The sequence below is a fragment of the Novosphingobium acidiphilum DSM 19966 genome (genome assembly GCF_000429005.1).
Taxonomy (GTDB): Bacteria; Pseudomonadota; Alphaproteobacteria; order Sphingomonadales; family Sphingomonadaceae; genus Novosphingobium; species Novosphingobium acidiphilum.
Genome location: NZ_AUBA01000021.1, coordinates 19,096 through 34,393, shown reverse-complemented (window position 1 = coordinate 34,393; position 15,298 = coordinate 19,096). Strand labels below are relative to the sequence as shown.

Below are 15,298 nucleotides of genomic sequence, written 5' to 3'. Positions count from 1 at the left end.
GGCTGGGCCTGAAGCGAACGACGGGCAAATCCCTTAACGTACGATTTCACACCCATCCCGAACTGACCCCTACATCAGCCTTGGTGTTGCGAGAATCGTCCAGCAAGGGTTTCAGAGCATTGAGATAAGCCGGGACCTTCGCCTGCCTCCTGATATCCTGCTCCTCAACAGCTGGCGCCTGCACGGCTGCCTCGGCCTCGAGATCGGCGACAGCGACATGGAAGTATTCTCCATTGGCGCTCTTGAGAGTGATCGAACCGAAATCAGGAGTACTGACGACCTTCATCGGCTCGCCGCGCCAGGTGACCTTGCTTCCTCGCGTTGTCCGGATGAGGCCCATTACGCTACTCCCTCTGCGTCAGGATATCACGCCGGTTGCGCAGGTCATTCCGCTTTTGCACTGAACAGCATCTTGATGATGGCATCACCTCGGGGATCGGTACCTTCGCCAATAGGGGCATGCCTGAGGACCGAACTGTCTGCTACTTGCTTCGACAGGTCTACCAGCACCATGCGATAGGCAATCATCTTTGCCACGATGTCCGAGGCCTCGACCATGTCCGCGGTAATGCCGTAGAGCAACTCGGTTACTTCACCGACAGTGGCAGGCAGGACGCTACCTACCGCGCGTCGGCAGGCAACTACCGTCTCGTCGTAGACCCCGCCATCCCGGTATCTGGAGAACCTTCTGGCATTGGTCAGGTAGGGGGTCAGTATCTCATCCTCGGTCATGACGCGAAACTCACCGCCGATCGATGCGGCTGCCAAACGTCCAACATGAAATCGCAGATCACGGCTCGTCGACTTCCGCTGCAGTTCTGCCTTCCTTTTGACCTCAATGAGGAAAAGGGCTGCAGGCTCGTCAACGTCCGAGAGGATTTGAACGGCTATGTCGGGGGTATACCGCCTTGCCTTGCCATCGAGACGGTAGTTGAGGATCGGCTGCGTGATCAGATCATATACAGCCGGCGAGAAGGCAAGCTGGCGGACGAGCTTGGCTTCCAGATCACTTTCGGTCCACTGGGCGCCCGACGGGGTTTCCAGCGGAATGAAGCTGGTGAAGGACCCCGACGTGGTCCTGATTTTTCGTTGCTCGAAGACTTCGCTCAGCACAATAAGCCCGACTTTACAGGACTTGTCGTCGAATTCCAGTTGTTGAATTGGTCTCACTGTCTTCCTCCAAAAAACATATGAGTCTCGCCAGCTTCCGCGCAAATCTCGCACTCTTCCGCGCAGAATGCCCATGATCGCGCCGGGCGTTGTAACGTACTTCCTAGATTAACAGGAACCTACGTGCGTCAGACAGGAACGACGCGGACCAAGGAAGACCTGGCGCAACACGGACTTCAGAATCGATCAGGCCCGGGCTTGGCTTTGACGTGAAGGTTGAGGGGGAGGGGTGATCGACGTGGCCACCGCGAGAGTCATCCCGTGGGTTGCAAGGGTTCAGCGTTCGACTGAACTGCAGCTGCTGCGCGCTCCGCCTTCAAGCGCTTGTAGATGGCCTGACGGCTGACGTTCATCAGATCCGCCACGGCCGAGACAGCCATGTTGGTCGGCGCCGCCATCAACAGCTTGGCCTGGGCCCACTGGCTTTCGGAGATGAGGGGAGGGCGCCCCAGCTTGGCGCCAGCGCGGCGAGCCGCGTCCAGACCTGCGTTGGTGAGGTCGCGGATGACGTCGCGCTCGAACTGGGCGAAGGCTCCGACGATGTGAAAGAACAGCCGCCCCGCAGGGGTGACAGTCTCGATCTGCTCGGACAGGGACCGGAAACCAAGGTCCAGACGGTCGAGCATCTGCAACTCGGTGATAAGGGCGAGGAGGGACCGCGACAGGCGGTCCATCCGCCAGACGATGATTTCATCGCCTGGCCGCGCGCTCTTGAGCATGTCGCCATAGGCGGGCTTGAACACGGCGGAGCCTGAGACGCCCTTGTCTTCAAAAATGCGCTCGGCGCCCGCCGCTTTGAGGGCGTCGATCTGCAACCGCATGTTCTGCTCGTCGGTGCTGACGCGGGCATAGCCCAGCTTCATGGGCATCCCTCTCGCTGCATTTCCTCAATGCGGGCGGTGAGAACATCGCAGGTCAATTGCAGGCCTTTGATCGAATATGAATCGGCAATGACCTCCTTGGTGTCAAAGCGTTTTTGAAAATCGACACGCTCCTGTCCGATGCTCATCCAAAGGCGAACCTCCGCATTTCCCTCACGCGATTTATGAAACTCTATTGACGACCTAGAGAATATATCGCCAACATAATCCCATATCAAATCGCGTATGGCGTTACGAACACTCTTCCATTCGCTATTTGATAATTTTACGGGAATAGAGTCCATGATTGTCTCAATCATGTCATCCCATTCAGGACCAACGCCATTATCGGTATTATCCATTACCATTCTCCCATGGATTATGAATCTCGACACCGGACCGGATAAAGTCACGGCTGTTTCTGGTGACAATTGTCATGGCGTGCACAAGCCCGGTCGCAGCAATCAACATATCGCGCTCAGGGGCTGGGTCTGGGACGTGGAAGGGAGAGCAACGAAGCACAACGCGCTCGTCCACCGGCAATATCCGCCCCGCAAAGGTTGGGCGCACTTGCTGATCAAGCCACCGGCGCAAATGCTGCCCCTGGATAGGGTCCTTACGTTCAACCAGGCGAACGCCAATATCGAGCTCGAGAAGCGTGATTGCGGAAATGAACATGCGCTCCTCCTCGACCTGCGCAGCCCAGGCTACGATCGGCGCAGCCGATGGCACGCGCGGTCCTTTGCGCAATTCGGAAATGGCGTTGGTGTCGAGAATAAACATCAAAACAGATCGGCAGGCTTGAGGCCGATGACAGCGCGCGGGGGATCGAAGTCAACCTCAACATCGCTAGCCATGGTAAGCTTTTCGACGATAGACTGGCCTTCACCGGTGATCCGCCGAAACTCCTCGATCCTCATCAACACATGCGTGGGTTTGTCGTGGTTGGTGATGAAGACGGTGCCATCAGATGTAGCCTTTTTGGCTCGGCCCGGATCGCGGCTGAAATCTCGACTGCTGACATAATGGACGCTCATGGGCTGGCCCTTTCGACAATGTATGGTATATACCGTACAATATCGGCAGCGCTCCAATTTGTCAACTTAATCTGAAATAATTTCGATTAAGTTTTCACAGGCGATTTTGCCATAAATGCTGCACCGCACAAGCGGCGCAAATGCTCTTGATGGCAGTGGTGGAACGGAAGGCTGGTTGTCAGTGAACTAAACCACCGTTTTGTTGTCACTACCGGCAGGCAGAACAGAACCTGTGGCGAGGTAGGGTGGACAGCGAAGCGGTTGGGCTCCCGCAGCCCTGCCGTTCGGGGCGCACAGAGCTTCTAATCGCTAATTGATGCATCCCAGTGCCAGTTTGGTCGCTCCCATCGCGGGAACTTTTGCAGCACTCCCGTTATGGGGCCTCACCTGGATTTGTCCGAATGCCCCGCATCTGGCGGGAAATCTTGGCAAGAAGCGTCCGGCTGCAACCGGTGGCAGAAATAATCTGCCGCCACGAGCGCCCGTCACCCAGCATTGCGGCGATGGCTGCGTTACGGGCCTTGTTTTCGGGCCGTCCCGTGTAAACGCCCGTTTCCTTGGCCCGCGCCATGCCTTCGGATTGCCTCCGCCTGCGGTCCTCATAGTCCTTGCGGGCAACGGCCGCCAGGACATCGAGCATCATGCTGTTCACCGCGGAAAACATGCGAGCCGTAAATTCGTCGGACGGCGCGGCAAGGTTCCACGAAGTCGGCAGATCCAGCGCGACGATACGAATTTGCTTGGCATCGATTTCGTTGCGCAATTTGATCCAGTCGGGGGAGGTGAGGCGGGACAGTCGGTCGACCTGCTCAACCAACAGGATGTCACCGGGATCGCAGTCGTCGATCAACCGGAACAGTTCCGGACGATCGAGCCTCGCGCCACTTTCGTGCTCGACGTAACGAGCAGCGATGCGCAAGCCCCGTTCGGCCGCGAAGGCATCGAGGGCACCGCGCGCCCTGGTGGCGTCCTGCTGGGAGGTCGAAGCACGAAGATAGGCGCGAACAAACACGATCAGTCTCTTTTGGATGATCTCCTACATATCGGTCTTTTTAACCTTGTCAAATCACCTATAAAAGACCGGTGTAGGGCTGGTCTTTGAAAGGTATACCCAAAACGTACCGAGTCCCCGCGGGGTCATTTAGCGCCGAGCCGGAACTGACCCCCAGCTGCTCTGGACACAATCGGCCTATATGCGTGAGGACACCTACTACCTCCTCGGCAAGCGGACCGTGTTCACATTCCATGATCGCAACGCGCTCAGCTCGGCGCGCAAAGTGCCGGTCAACTGCGCGAGATAAGATCGCGCAAGCCATCTTGTATCTTGTCGAAAGCATCAAGCCCGGACGCTGTCAGTCCGGCTTTCTCCGCCTCCTCGCGCATCGCCAATAGCTTTCGCTCAACAACATTCGCCTCAACGCCCTCGGCGAAGATGCGCAAAAACGCCTGCCAATGCTTTGACGGTATGCCGGAAATGGGTTGTTCTTGCAGTTCGGCGATAAAGGCCGTCATGAGATTGCCGCGCGCGACCCGGCCGAAGTTCTTCCCTCGGTCGGCCTTCGGCTCGTCGTTAAATTGCGCGCCTTTCGACGGGTAAGGTTTCGCGACCGGCGACAATTCGACCCTGGCGGGGTCGCCCGTCACCCCCCGCAGCACTTCCCAATAATGATTCCGGTGCTCGGCCGCGTATCGCGCTTCTTCCACAAACGGCCGCAACAAACGCGGCGCACCGGAAATCACTTCATCAAGGCCCCACGGGAAAACAACCAGCAAATCTTGCGGGGCGCAGACCAAGGGCGACGCTTTATAGCGAAAGGATGGCTCGCCTTCCTTCGCGAGCACAAACCATCCCTTCAGCTCGATCCCCATAAGGATGCGCTCGGATTCAGCGACGCCCGGCGCTGTAGTTTGCAACCGCACGTCTGGGAAAACCTGCGCCTGCCGGACAAATGAATAAATCTCGTACTCGTGCTTCGGGTCCCACAGGTCGCGAAGCTCGTTCAGGTTTTCAACGACTGACGCTTCAATAGCCGCGCCCAGGGGCGTGTTCAGGGTAAACAGGTCCGTCGCGCTAATCCCTGCAATGCGAAGGGACGTGCGAAAGCGCGACGGCAAGGCATGGAGCGCGTCTAGGACGCGGTCATAAAGCGCCCTGTGCGGCCAAGTCTGGTCTGGCCCGTTACTGCGAACCGGGGCCGTCAAGAGACGGCTCGCAGATCGCCGGAGCGAATTGCGGCGCGGACTCGGTCTGCGCCTGCGTCGAAAAACGTAGGATTCAGCTCCGCCGCGTGCGCGCGGCGGCCGGTGCGCACAGCGGCAACAGTCGCCGACATAAGCCCCCCAAACGGCTCCCAAACAACGTCGTTGATGTCCGTCGCCGCCAAAATCTGGCGCTCCATCAAGGCAAGTGGCTTCTGATTGGCGTGAAGATAGCCGGTGCCGGTCGGGCTTTTCACCCGTTCAGCCCCATGCACCGGGGGTTCCTGCCATACGTTCGTGCGGGCGTGGACGTGGGTCCATTTCGCCCGCATCCGGTCCCAATCGGCGGCCTCGATCGGCGTGACGCCATCAAGAGAAAAATAGGGCCGGGTCGTTTTTGCGCCATGCTTTGCGCACCACTTGGCCATCGCAACTACGGCGTCGCCTGGCGGGAAATACCACATGTGGCATTGGGTGAGGTATTTGCGTGTCGCCGCGTTTGCGACGCCGCAAGCTTCATTGCTCTGCGACAGGGGCAAGCCGGACCTCTGCCACTCGGCGCGGAGCCATGCCTTTAGCGGAAGCTCCGTCCCGTCAGCCGAAAAGAGCGTGGCTTTTCGTGTGTAACGGACCGCCAGTTCGGTCACGACCGGCAGGCCCCGGATAGTCCGTGAGTTCACGTTTCCGGCGATATGGGCGATGCCCTTATCCCAAACGACTGTTTCCTCGTACTGCCAGCCATGCAGCTCAAGGGCTTGATGAGCTTTGGCCCAGCCGATTTCGCTATTCCAAAACCAAAGGGTGGTGAACGGCTCGGAGTATTTAGCCCAAGCCGCAGCATGGGGCGCATACCACTCGGCGAGCCCGTCCGGTGAATGAGCTTCGCCGGGGAATTTCCCCAACCCATAGGGGCCATCTGCGATAATGACGGTCGGCGAAAGCCAGCTATCATAAGCCTTCAAGGCGTCGCCCTGATATAGCGACACGGTGCCGAGGCGAAGGGTGCGATCATTGGTATTTGCGAGCCCGATTTTTGCGCGGGACATGCCCATTCCCCAATTTGATTCGCGTGGTCCGTTCCGTGTTGAATCGTATATGGCCGGGTGTAAAGCCCACCTCGCCACATTCTCACAATCTCACTAGCTCACATCGAGCCTTTAAGGATGGGCTTCGGGCCACACGGCGCACGAAGCGTCAACCATTGCCGGAATGGCCGTTCTGGCGGTTTGGAACGGCGCGGCTTTGTTGGTGCGCCTCTTCTAGCCACGATTACACCCCGTCAGCCCATGACAAAAATTTGTGTTTCAGGGACAAGGCCAGCAAAACATCAACGGTCTGACAAATCAAGCATATTGTCATCCGGCAGCCACCAAGATGCGCGCATCCAATTGTTCGAATACGGTATCGATGTACCCCATGCCCCGTTCCTCCACGCCATCTGCGCGCAGTACGCTTTTGAATGCGGTGACCGCGACTTGCCACTGCCGATGGCGGACATGAAGGTCTTGATACCCTCGACGGAAAATTTTCAGTCTATCGTGTTGTAGCTCCATAAAACCGCGCTCAATCTCGGCGGCTGTACGGAGCAAATGCTCGGCGGTTTTGATGTCGGGCTCAGGTAGGGAGGCTAGCCCATCATAGGGCCGGGCCGCCTTTTCGTCTTCTGCGGCGGTGGCATCCTCCATGATGCGTGCATAGATGGAAAAGCCGGGAAATTGCTGCATCAGCGCAAGCAATTGGTCATCGGTTGCTTCGGTCCAGATCGCGTGAAGGTCGGGCAGATGGCCAACCATGCGGTTAATAATCACTGGCGGCTCGGTGACATTGTGGTCGGCCAGAAGTTGCATGTGCTTTTCGATCAATATCGCCAGCTTGCGCAGCCGCTCCATCGTCTGCGCTTCAGCCACTTGCTTCGGTCCCTGTTGTTTGCAGTCCAGCATGGTGGGCCGGTTCGCTGATGGCATCCTGATCCAATGCCGCCATGGCCTGTGCTTCGAGAAATTCCTTATCGCTGTCGCAGCGGATGAGCGCGAGATGGAGATCGGTGGATTTGATGTCCGCTCTCGTCGTGAGAAAGTCTTTGCACTGGCAAACACCGGCAATGAGCCTATCGAAACGCCGTGCTGAAAGGGGCTGCCCCCAGACAGGGGCGTTGTGATCAGTTTCAAGAACAGGAACATTGGCTTTTGCCAGCCAGCGCAGCCAGGACTGTCTGACTGCGATGGTGCACTGTTCTTGCTCCTGGGTGATGAGGGCAGGGTAGCCAAGCAGGGGGAGCGAGGGGGTAACCTTGTGTCTGTGTGCCCTCTGCTCGCGACGAGCGAATTCGGTGATGCACTCGGTGAGTGCGGTTTCTGCACGCAATTCCCAATCGGGCTTGCGCAGCAGACCTGCGGCACGCGTCATGATGCGCACCAGTTCCGCTTCACTGGCTTTGCTATCGATCATGCCTGTGCGCGGATATTGAGGCGGCGCAGGTAGGCGAGGCTCAGGTTGGTGGGATCACCGGCCATGGCGTCATCCAGCCTTTGCGGGTTTGCGGCCCAGTCCGATTTTCACAGCGAGTTGGCGTCGTTTGTTGGCGTAGTCGGATGCGACCATGGGATAGCTGGCGGGCAGGTTCCAGCGGGTGCGGTATTCATCAGGTGTCAGCTGGTGGTCGGCATTAAGATGTCGCTTGAGCATTTGGTAACGGGAGCCGCAATCGAGGCAGGTGATGCCATCGTGCTTGACGCTTGCGCGCACCGACACAGCTGGGGTTCCCGGTGCCTTGTCAGCCACACTTGCGGACTTGTGCCCGAGCTGGGCAAGGGCTGCATGGACCGATGCGATAACCACCGGCATGTCGCTGACCTCCACGGCATTGTTACTCGCATGAGCCGCGACGATATCCGCGGTCAGGGCGAGCAGGGCTTGTGCCTGGTCATTCGCCGCGACGATATCCGCGGTCAGGGCGAGCAGGGCTTGTGCCTGGTCATTCGCCGCGGCGCTGTCTTCGGCGCTGTCAACCATTGAGTGCTTCCTTGGCAGCTTTGGCAGCCGAGAACGTCAGCTTTGTGCTGGCCGGAATGGCGATGCTCTCACCGGTCGCAGGGTTCCGGCCGGTACGGGCTTCGACGTGTTTGACCGCGAATTTGCCGAAGCCAGGCACGCTGGTATCTTCACCCCGTTTGGCGGCATCGAGGATTTCTGCAAAAAGATCCGCGGCGATTGTCTTGGTGGCGGCCTTGGTGAGACCGTGTTTGTCGGCAAGTGTTGCAGCATGATCGGCGAGAGATGGCATCAAGACGCTCCATAAAAACCGGGTAACAAGTCCCTCACCATTACGTTTACCACCCGCGCCCCAAGTGCAAGCCCAAATCGGCATACGCCATCGCCGCTTGCTCCTTATGGGAGCAATCCGGCGGCACAGCCGCCGGTCCGACGCTTGCCGGATGCTGTTATACTCTCATTTATGCGCTGCTATCTGCCCCAAGCCCGAGCCCGTCAGGGCGGATTCATCGGCCGACCAGGCCGATTCCGCTTGAATTCCTCTTTATTAAATAAATCATGATGAGGAGGAGTATCTTTTTGGCACTCTCGCATGTTTCCTTCGTTTTGAGCGCGTGATTCAGCCGCGATCGCAGCGGCAATCAGCTTTGCTCGCAAGCTGTTGTCGGCCGGCATCGCCTTGAGGCGTTCTTCGGGAAGTAGGCTTGCCAGCATGAAGGCGTGATCTTCTGTGTCGGCGGCCCGCGCGTGATCGGCATCGTCGGGCAGGGGCGGGGGAGCAGCGGGCGACACCAGCCTTGTCAGCCAGTCAGGCAGCTTGAAACGGTACAGGTTGCTGGTCTGCTCGATCCGCGTGCCTGCCACTTCGTCTTTGCTGTAGGTGAACCGCTTGATCCATTCGATCAGGCCCAGGTCCGCCAGCTTCCTGAGCGCGCGCGCCACTGTGGTGCGGCTGTAGCCGGTCCAGCGCATGATCGTCTCGTAGCTGGGCATGCACCAGCCTTTGCGGAATTTGCCCTCGTCGATCAGCCGGATCGCGATATCCCGGCAGGCCGCGGTAAATCCATACAGCCGGGTCTCGTCCAGCGTTGCCTGGCGGCTTGCGCAGCGCTCGTCGTGGCGTGCCTGCTTGGCCAGTTTGAACAGCTTGTAGCAGGCCCCGATCATCTGTTTGGCGAGCGGGGCAGGGACAGGCCTTACAAAGTCATCTTCTGCGGCCGAGCCTGCCTCAATGCTCCCGGCATGGACCGGGCGACGGGTCACGTGAATGCCGCCGGCCGGCTTTGCCCGGCGGGCGGAGCCGGGGGCAGGGGCGGGGGTCGAGGCCAGCGCGCTGGAGGCCTTCCATGCCGATGCCCTGTCGCGCCGCTCACCGCGCCCGCAGATCGTGCGCAGCGACAGCACCGTCACCCCGGCCTTGCGTTGCGCCGCCTGAAAATCCAGCGCCATCCGGATATCCTCGCGGCTCACGCCTTCGGCCAGCAGTGCCTCGATCACCGAGCCGCCGCCTGATCCGCTGACGCCAGCGGTTCTGTCATAGGTACATGTGGCCATACGTCCCCCTTCAAGGAGGCCGTGAACGCCGCGCAAAACTTCTCCGTCGGCCAAAACGCACAAAACGCTTGACGTGCTCGGTCACGGATTGTAGTTGGGGGTCGCTTTCGTATTCAGCGGCCAGGAACGCCAATTCCCTGTCCCAACATTACACCCGGCCCAAAAGGCCGGGTTTTTGTTATGCGGCGTTCACGGCATCTCCTTCGTACTGTTGATCCGAATTAAAACCCGGTGCTGCCATCGTGGCGGGCGCAAAAGCCCGGTCACGGCGCACAATCCCCATTCTGCAAATGTTCTCATTGCCGGGTGTCACGGGCTTGGCAAGCAACGGGGCGCGAAAAACCACAGGTTTGCTCGCAAAATCCGCCAATTTTCGCCATTTACCGGCCATTAGGCGCCCCTGCTGCGATCAAATTTTGCGCGAACAGCGCTTCACATGAGTCAACTGGCGCCGAATCGAGCGCCTGGCGCGGCTGTGCGCGCGCAGTGGCGCGGAAACCAACCAGCGATTCGTGTTCGTCCCGAGCCGGCACGGTTTGGGCGGGTTCGTCTATCTGGGCGTAGAGCGCCGCCAGGTCGATCCATGCGGCCGGGCTGTAGCCATGGGCCGCAAGCGCCGCTCCGAGTAGCTTTCTGATTTGGCCGCCAGTTATCGCACAGACAGTGCCGCCCTGATCGAAATTGTGGATTTGCTCGGGCCGGATGGGGAGTTGGACTGCCTGACCGTTTCGACCGAAGACGCAGCCCAGGGGCATGGATTTGGCGCGGGACTGTCCATAACCCGAATGGCAGCTATTCATCGACCAAGGCGCCAACCGTGGTTCCTAGCGTCGACGCCAAGATCACCAGCAATTCGAGGGACGGGTTGGCGGCGCCGTGCTCAATATGGCAAATATGCGTTACCGCTATTCCGGTCCGTTGACTAAGCACAGCCTGGGTCCACCCCAATTCACGCCTCTTCTTTAAAACTCTTTCGGCAAGCCTGTTTCGAACTTCTTCGCTAAACCGGCCCCACATAATCACAGTCCTTCCGTCAACGACAATGTTTTGTTTAAGAGCAACGCTTTGATCCGTCATTCACGCTCACCGCTCGACCGCCCGCCGCGCTCGTTGAATCCGCCGTTGGTCGTCTTTATTCAAAGCGCCGCTGCCGCTGCCAGAGTGTCAAAATCACCTTCTCCCCGTCATCGACCGGCAGACCGCCGTGCAAGCTGGCTGGATCGCGTTGTCCTTGGCTGTCGACATTGCGAAACACCACCGCGCCACCGGCCCGTGGCCGGATCGACAGGCCTGCTTTGGGAAATACGGTGGCCCCGCCCGACCGCGGTGTGCGCAGATAGACGATCACCGTATTCAATCGCTGTCCGCCATGTCGCAAATGGCTCGCGCCAGCTTCGGTTTCTGCGAAGGCGTCGAAATGCGGCCGGTATTCCTGGCCCTCTCGATAGGCGAGGATCTGCAAGCCTTCGCCATGCTCGACCGGCCAGCGGGTGAGCTCGGCGAGGCGGGCTTCGATCCGCGCAACAAGCGGCGTTTCTGCCTTCGCGAACATCACTCCTGAACTTGTTCGCTCGGGGTGCGGTACGTTGGCCCCATCTTTGTCGTCCACCACTGTCGATGGCACGAAACCCTTCTTGCGCGCATAGGCAAGCAGTTGTGTGCATTCTCCAGCGGATAGCACGTTTTCGCAGAGTGCAACTGCTGGGGTGTTGAGCCGGACTGTCACGTCTATCGGTCGACCATCAAGGTTCAGTGTGCCAAGATCGGGCAAGCAGGGCATGGCCAGTGTATCGAAGTCGATCGAACGGTTGAGATGCAGTTGGTGCGCTGCGATCGTGAGCGCGTCGATCGCGCTCTGTTCGCTCCATGCGCCGCTTTCAAGCATTCGGCCTTTCATGTCGATCGGATCACAACCAGCCCGAAGGTTTGTGACAACCCATTCGCGCCAGGACGGTCCCTGGCTGTCTAGCGCGTTGCCAAGCGTCGGTGTGAAGCTGATCGGATGATGGGCAACAACCATGATGTCGGTCCTCGCTCAGACGTGTTGCGCCTTTTTATCGCGCCGGCTCAAGCTTGGTGTTGAGGGTCCAGCCCACATTGTCGTTTTCGTCGGAGACCTCCCACCACAAGCCCTCCTTCTTGCCGGTCGGGAAAACCTTGCTACCTGGCACGAGCGCGCGGATCACTTTTCCGGCCGGCGAGGGCTTGTCGCGCAGCGATGCCGGCATCGTGGCGACAAAGACTTTGGTTGGCGCGGCCTCAGCGGTGCCGACGCTCCCGGCCTGGATGCCGCCCAGCTGGGTGACCAATTTGGTATACGCGTCGATGAACGATATCGTCACCACCCGGCCGATGTCGGTGTTGTCGTAGCCGCCGCCGACGCCGCCTGCGCCCACAGCGCCAAAGATCCCTGCGCCTGCACCAAAGCTGATATCGTTCTTCGCAGCATAACCTTCGACGGTGGCCATCGTCTCGGTCGTCCGCACATTGGTCACAGACAGCACGGTGTTGGCTTCGAGCTTGCGCGATTTGATTGCACCAAGCAGCCCACCGAGTGGGCCACCGATCAGCGCTCCTGCTCCTGATCCTTGCGCATTTCGGTTTGCTGCCTGGACTTCGGCTTGCAGAACATAATCGGCAGCCTTGATCTGGCCTTGTCCGACGTTCGAGTGCTGTTGAAGCCCCAGTCCATTGCCGATTGCGCGCTCGCGCTCGGCCGCAGCGAGGCCGCTGCCGCGGTCAACTATGTTGAAGCAGCCGGAACGCTGAACAATGACCTTGAGCAGCTTTTGGGGTGGTGCCAGGTTGAACTGTGTCCAACCGAACGGATCGTCGCCATTGACGATCGAGATTGTACCAAGGTTCCGCGTACAATGCGGCACATCGTCCATCGCTTTGCGCTGCTGCTTTTCAGCGTTGGACGGCTTCGCCTCGTCAGCGAGTGCCGCCGTAGCAATGACAGCGAGAACACTAGCGCACGCCAACGAAATAGCACGATTCATGAGACCCTCCTGAGTCAGTTTTGCGCGGGCTGATTTAGAATTTGCTGCTGAACTTCATCCAGGCTGTGCCGGTGGTGAGACCGGCCTGGTTTTGGGTGTTGGCCGTGAGCGAGGCGCCCATCGAGAGGTTGGCCCAGCGCGAGACGGCTTTGGTCCAGCTACCCTCTACGTCCATTTCGCGGGCGTCAGGTGCCATGTTGATGGTGCTGGTGGTGTCGGTGAGCGTGTTGGTGTGCCAGTTGTAGGACGTTGGACGGGTGTAGGCGAGGACGGCGCGCGATGGCGCAAGCGGGGCTGTGAGACCAAGCGAGAGCCATCCCCCTGAAAACGCGTGGTCGGCTTGAAACCGCGCGCCGGTGGTGATCACCGGGCTTGCGAAGGCCAGCATGTTGCCGTCTGCCTGCACGCGGGTTTGGCCGAGCATGGCTTCGCCCGTGATTGTCCATCCTGCGAGATGTTTGGTGTAACCAATTCGGCCGAACGTCGACTGCGCGCCGGAGATCAGGAACGCTCCAGTTGCGGTCATGCCAAGTGCCTGGCTTTGTTCGGTGGCAGAAGCAAAGCCCATCACGAGGCCGTTTTTGAGCGTGACGCTGACATCGGACAGGACGCTGTGGCGCGGCGTCAGCAGGCCGCCATTGGCGGCAAGCGCAGTCGTGTCGGGATCACCAAACAGTTCGCCCTGGGTGCCAAGGCCAGCGGTACTGCCGAAGGTTGTTGCGCTCGATCCGTTGCCGGAAGAAAAACCGGCGCGCACCGAGTAACCCGGGTAGGCGATCGCGAAGCTGGTTCCCGTTGGGGCAAAGCCGAGGTTCTTGAACATTTGTCCGGTGACGAATGGACTTTGTTCGACGCCGCCATTGCCGGTGAAGTTGAGCGTGCCGCCGCCGACAAGAGGCATCACGACCGTTGCGGGCAAATGGTTGATGACGGGGTGTGCGTAATCCTCGTTGGCGAACCGGGACGCGAAGTCGAGCAAGCCTGCCTGTCCCTGGGCGATCGCGACTTTGTAGGTTGGCTGGATATTCAGCAGCCCCATCAGGCTTACGCCCTGGGGACCGTTCCATGAATGTGCGATCGACGCCGAGGTATATGTGAAATTGCGCCCATAGCGATCCATCGCCACGATGTTTCCGCCTTGCGTGCCGAACTTCGCCGCGCCGGCCGCGGATCCGAACGCGGGCGAGAAAACGAGCCCGGTTGCGCTCAGCGCCGCGCTGACGGCTGTGCCGGTGGTCGTGCCTGGCGTCGTGCTGCAATTGGATGCCTGGGTATTGGCGCAGTTTTGACCGGTGTTCGGGGTGGCTGCTGCGGCAGCGACCGCGGCACCTGTGGTGGTGGCAACTGCGGGTGTCTGCGCGGTCATGGCGTTGCCGATATCGAGCATGGCATAGCCGGAAATATTGCCTTCCTTGACGCTGTTGGCGCTGGTCGGACTGTCGGCGGTTTCCAGCAGGATCGTGGCGATCTGAGAACCGTTCAGCTGCGGCCAATATTGCTTGAGCAGCGCGGCCGCGCCTGAGATGGCCGGTGCAGCGCTACTATTCCCGGTCACGGTCTCTATTCCGGCTTTGCCTGTGTTGGTCGTTCCGCTGATGGTGTTCACGACGTAAACATATCCGCCTTCCACCCCGGGCACTGCGATCGTGCGCGAACCCAGCGGCCCGGGATTGCCGTTGTTGGCCGGCGCAACACCTGCCATGATGCCAAACAGGAAGTTGTTTACGTACTGATTGTTTGGACCAACCAGCTGCTGTGCGGTTTGTCCTGTGAAGCTGTCCTGGCCCGGCGTGTTTGAGACCGCCACTACGAAGAGCCCATTCTTGGCGACTAGATTTTCCATTGCAGCCGTCAAGCTGCTATCAGTGGACGCGCCACCCCCGCTCAAATTAATCACAAAGGCGCCATTATTGACGGCATAATTGATGGCGTCCGCTGTGATCAGAGCGGTATTCTGCGATTGGGTTGGTGTGGAGCTTGGCGCAACAGCTGTTGAGGTAGCCGCCGAAAAGGTGACATTGGCTGGGGCTGTGACGCCGATTGCGAGAATTGTTGCACCCGGGGCAACACCCTGCGGCCCCGCCCCCGACGAACTGGCAGCAGCGACGGACGCCACCCAAGTGCCATGGCCGATCGCATCCTGAAGGGGGTAGGTGTACGTGTAGATCGTGCTCGAACCTGGCAGCGAATAGTACGCTGGCATCGAGGTACTGGCTGACGAAATGCGCCCGGTGAATGCCGTGTTGTTCAGATCTATCCCGCTATCGATGATCGCGATCGTGACCCCCGATCCGGTAAGGCCCGCATTATAGGCCGGTTGGGCGTTCACATGCGCCGCCACGCTGGAACTGCTGATCGATGGGGACGGCGTCGGCGTGGGCGTCGGTGTTGGGGTCGGCGTCGGCGTGGGCGTCGGTGTTGGGGTCGGCGTCGGTGTTGGGGTGGGCGTTGGACTTGGAACGGGTGGCGGTGTCGTGCTGACCCC

General features: G+C 59.5%; 20 protein-coding genes. All 20 read right to left on the bottom strand.

The genetic code is table 11. The features are described from left to right. Positions 1 to 46 precede the first annotated feature (46 nt). Positions 47 to 340, bottom strand: a complete 294-nt coding sequence (locus tag G404_RS0115515; protein ID WP_028641894.1) for a hypothetical protein — start codon at positions 338 to 340, stop codon at positions 47 to 49. 44 nt (positions 341 to 384) lie between these two features. Further along, entirely contained in the window at positions 385 to 1,170 is a 786-nt protein-coding gene (locus tag G404_RS0115510; RefSeq protein ID WP_028641893.1) for a TnsA endonuclease N-terminal domain-containing protein, read from the bottom strand. 254 nt (positions 1,171 to 1,424) lie between these two features. Further along, positions 1,425 to 2,033, bottom strand: a complete 609-nt coding sequence (locus G404_RS19355; RefSeq protein WP_036521685.1) for a recombinase family protein — start codon at positions 2,031 to 2,033, stop codon at positions 1,425 to 1,427. Then, a complete protein-coding gene (locus G404_RS20425) occupies positions 2,030 to 2,392 on the bottom strand; it encodes a hypothetical protein (RefSeq protein WP_156906328.1) in 363 nt (120 codons plus the stop codon). Before G404_RS20425 ends, G404_RS19355 begins: the two co-directional genes overlap by 4 nt. Further along, positions 2,385 to 2,813, bottom strand: coding sequence for a type II toxin-antitoxin system VapC family toxin (locus G404_RS0115495; protein WP_028641892.1), 429 nt, complete (start codon positions 2,811 to 2,813; stop codon positions 2,385 to 2,387). Before G404_RS0115495 ends, G404_RS20425 begins: the two co-directional genes overlap by 8 nt. Further along, complete coding sequence (locus G404_RS0115490; protein WP_028641891.1) at positions 2,813 to 3,067, bottom strand: type II toxin-antitoxin system Phd/YefM family antitoxin; 255 nt, start codon at positions 3,065 to 3,067, stop codon at positions 2,813 to 2,815. The genes G404_RS0115495 and G404_RS0115490 overlap by 1 nt, the downstream gene beginning before the upstream one ends. A gap of 373 nt (positions 3,068 to 3,440) precedes the next feature. Next, positions 3,441 to 4,079, bottom strand: coding sequence for a recombinase family protein (locus G404_RS0115485; RefSeq protein WP_028641890.1), 639 nt, complete (start codon positions 4,077 to 4,079; stop codon positions 3,441 to 3,443). 272 nt (positions 4,080 to 4,351) lie between these two features. Beyond that, entirely contained in the window at positions 4,352 to 5,182 is an 831-nt protein-coding gene (locus tag G404_RS19350) for a hypothetical protein (RefSeq protein WP_156906327.1), read from the bottom strand. Between the two features lie 83 nt (positions 5,183 to 5,265). Further along, positions 5,266 to 6,312: a DNA methyltransferase gene (locus G404_RS19345; protein WP_051280824.1), complete on the bottom strand. Its 1,047-nt coding sequence runs from the start codon at positions 6,310 to 6,312 to the stop codon at positions 5,266 to 5,268. A 309-nt stretch (positions 6,313 to 6,621) separates the two neighbouring features. After that, a complete protein-coding gene (locus tag G404_RS0115470; protein ID WP_051280811.1) occupies positions 6,622 to 7,173 on the bottom strand; it encodes a hypothetical protein in 552 nt (183 codons plus the stop codon). Then, positions 7,166 to 7,714: a hypothetical protein gene (locus G404_RS0115465; RefSeq protein ID WP_028641888.1), complete on the bottom strand. Its 549-nt coding sequence runs from the start codon at positions 7,712 to 7,714 to the stop codon at positions 7,166 to 7,168. Before G404_RS0115465 ends, G404_RS0115470 begins: the two co-directional genes overlap by 8 nt. Before the next feature lie 69 nt (positions 7,715 to 7,783). Beyond that, positions 7,784 to 8,278, bottom strand: coding sequence for a Ros/MucR family transcriptional regulator (locus tag G404_RS0115460; RefSeq protein WP_084601386.1), 495 nt, complete (start codon positions 8,276 to 8,278; stop codon positions 7,784 to 7,786). Further along, the gene (locus G404_RS0115455; protein ID WP_028641886.1) at positions 8,271 to 8,549 is read right to left on the bottom strand and encodes an HU family DNA-binding protein; all 279 of its coding nucleotides are present in this window, start codon (positions 8,547 to 8,549) and stop codon (positions 8,271 to 8,273) included. The genes G404_RS0115460 and G404_RS0115455 overlap by 8 nt, the downstream gene beginning before the upstream one ends. Positions 8,550 to 8,752: 203 nt before the next feature. Then, positions 8,753 to 9,811, bottom strand: a complete 1,059-nt coding sequence (locus G404_RS19340; protein ID WP_028641885.1) for a helix-turn-helix domain-containing protein — start codon at positions 9,809 to 9,811, stop codon at positions 8,753 to 8,755. Positions 9,812 to 9,989: 178 nt separating this feature from the next. After that, the gene (locus G404_RS20420; protein ID WP_156906326.1) at positions 9,990 to 10,202 is read right to left on the bottom strand and encodes a hypothetical protein; all 213 of its coding nucleotides are present in this window, start codon (positions 10,200 to 10,202) and stop codon (positions 9,990 to 9,992) included. Further along, positions 10,192 to 10,611: a hypothetical protein gene (locus G404_RS0115445; RefSeq protein ID WP_156906325.1), complete on the bottom strand. Its 420-nt coding sequence runs from the start codon at positions 10,609 to 10,611 to the stop codon at positions 10,192 to 10,194. The genes G404_RS20420 and G404_RS0115445 overlap by 11 nt, the downstream gene beginning before the upstream one ends. Then, positions 10,604 to 10,828, bottom strand: a complete 225-nt coding sequence (locus G404_RS21025) for a helix-turn-helix domain-containing protein (RefSeq protein WP_425411653.1) — start codon at positions 10,826 to 10,828, stop codon at positions 10,604 to 10,606. The genes G404_RS0115445 and G404_RS21025 overlap by 8 nt, the downstream gene beginning before the upstream one ends. A gap of 115 nt (positions 10,829 to 10,943) precedes the next feature. Continuing rightward, the gene (locus G404_RS19335) at positions 10,944 to 11,831 is read right to left on the bottom strand and encodes a 2OG-Fe(II) oxygenase (protein WP_084601382.1); all 888 of its coding nucleotides are present in this window, start codon (positions 11,829 to 11,831) and stop codon (positions 10,944 to 10,946) included. 34 nt (positions 11,832 to 11,865) lie between these two features. Beyond that, on the bottom strand, positions 11,866 to 12,813 hold the full coding sequence (locus G404_RS0115435) for a CsgG/HfaB family protein (protein ID WP_028641883.1): 948 nt from the start codon (positions 12,811 to 12,813) through the stop codon (positions 11,866 to 11,868). A gap of 34 nt (positions 12,814 to 12,847) precedes the next feature. After that, complete coding sequence (locus G404_RS0115430) at positions 12,848 to 15,154, bottom strand: S8 family serine peptidase (protein WP_169719721.1); 2,307 nt, start codon at positions 15,152 to 15,154, stop codon at positions 12,848 to 12,850. Positions 15,155 to 15,298: the final 144 nt, after the last annotated feature.

What these genes read in the sequence shown, in the direction of transcription:
- G404_RS0115515 (WP_028641894.1), bottom strand. Translation starts at nt 340, where the DNA reads ATGGGCCTCATCCGGACAACGCGAGGAAGCAAGGTCACCTGGCGCGGC.
- G404_RS19355 (WP_036521685.1), bottom strand. Translation starts at nt 2,033, where the DNA reads ATGAAGCTGGGCTATGCCCGCGTCAGCACCGACGAGCAGAACATGCGG.
- G404_RS20425 (WP_156906328.1), bottom strand. Translation starts at nt 2,392, where the DNA reads ATGGATAATACCGATAATGGCGTTGGTCCTGAATGGGATGACATGATT.
- G404_RS0115495 (WP_028641892.1), bottom strand. Translation starts at nt 2,813, where the DNA reads ATGTTTATTCTCGACACCAACGCCATTTCCGAATTGCGCAAAGGACCG.
- G404_RS0115490 (WP_028641891.1), bottom strand. Translation starts at nt 3,067, where the DNA reads ATGAGCGTCCATTATGTCAGCAGTCGAGATTTCAGCCGCGATCCGGGC.
- G404_RS19345 (WP_051280824.1), bottom strand. Translation starts at nt 6,312, where the DNA reads ATGTCCCGCGCAAAAATCGGGCTCGCAAATACCAATGATCGCACCCTT.
- G404_RS0115465 (WP_028641888.1), bottom strand. Translation starts at nt 7,714, where the DNA reads ATGATCGATAGCAAAGCCAGTGAAGCGGAACTGGTGCGCATCATGACG.
- G404_RS0115460 (WP_084601386.1), bottom strand. Translation starts at nt 8,278, where the DNA reads ATGGTTGACAGCGCCGAAGACAGCGCCGCGGCGAATGACCAGGCACAA.
- G404_RS0115455 (WP_028641886.1), bottom strand. Translation starts at nt 8,549, where the DNA reads ATGCCATCTCTCGCCGATCATGCTGCAACACTTGCCGACAAACACGGT.
- G404_RS19340 (WP_028641885.1), bottom strand. Translation starts at nt 9,811, where the DNA reads ATGGCCACATGTACCTATGACAGAACCGCTGGCGTCAGCGGATCAGGC.
- G404_RS20420 (WP_156906326.1), bottom strand. Translation starts at nt 10,202, where the DNA reads ATGGCCGGTAAATGGCGAAAATTGGCGGATTTTGCGAGCAAACCTGTG.
- G404_RS0115445 (WP_156906325.1), bottom strand. Translation starts at nt 10,611, where the DNA reads ATGAATAGCTGCCATTCGGGTTATGGACAGTCCCGCGCCAAATCCATG.
- G404_RS21025 (WP_425411653.1), bottom strand. Translation starts at nt 10,828, where the DNA reads ATGTGGGGCCGGTTTAGCGAAGAAGTTCGAAACAGGCTTGCCGAAAGA.
- G404_RS19335 (WP_084601382.1), bottom strand. Translation starts at nt 11,831, where the DNA reads ATGGTTGTTGCCCATCATCCGATCAGCTTCACACCGACGCTTGGCAAC.
- G404_RS0115435 (WP_028641883.1), bottom strand. Translation starts at nt 12,813, where the DNA reads ATGAATCGTGCTATTTCGTTGGCGTGCGCTAGTGTTCTCGCTGTCATT.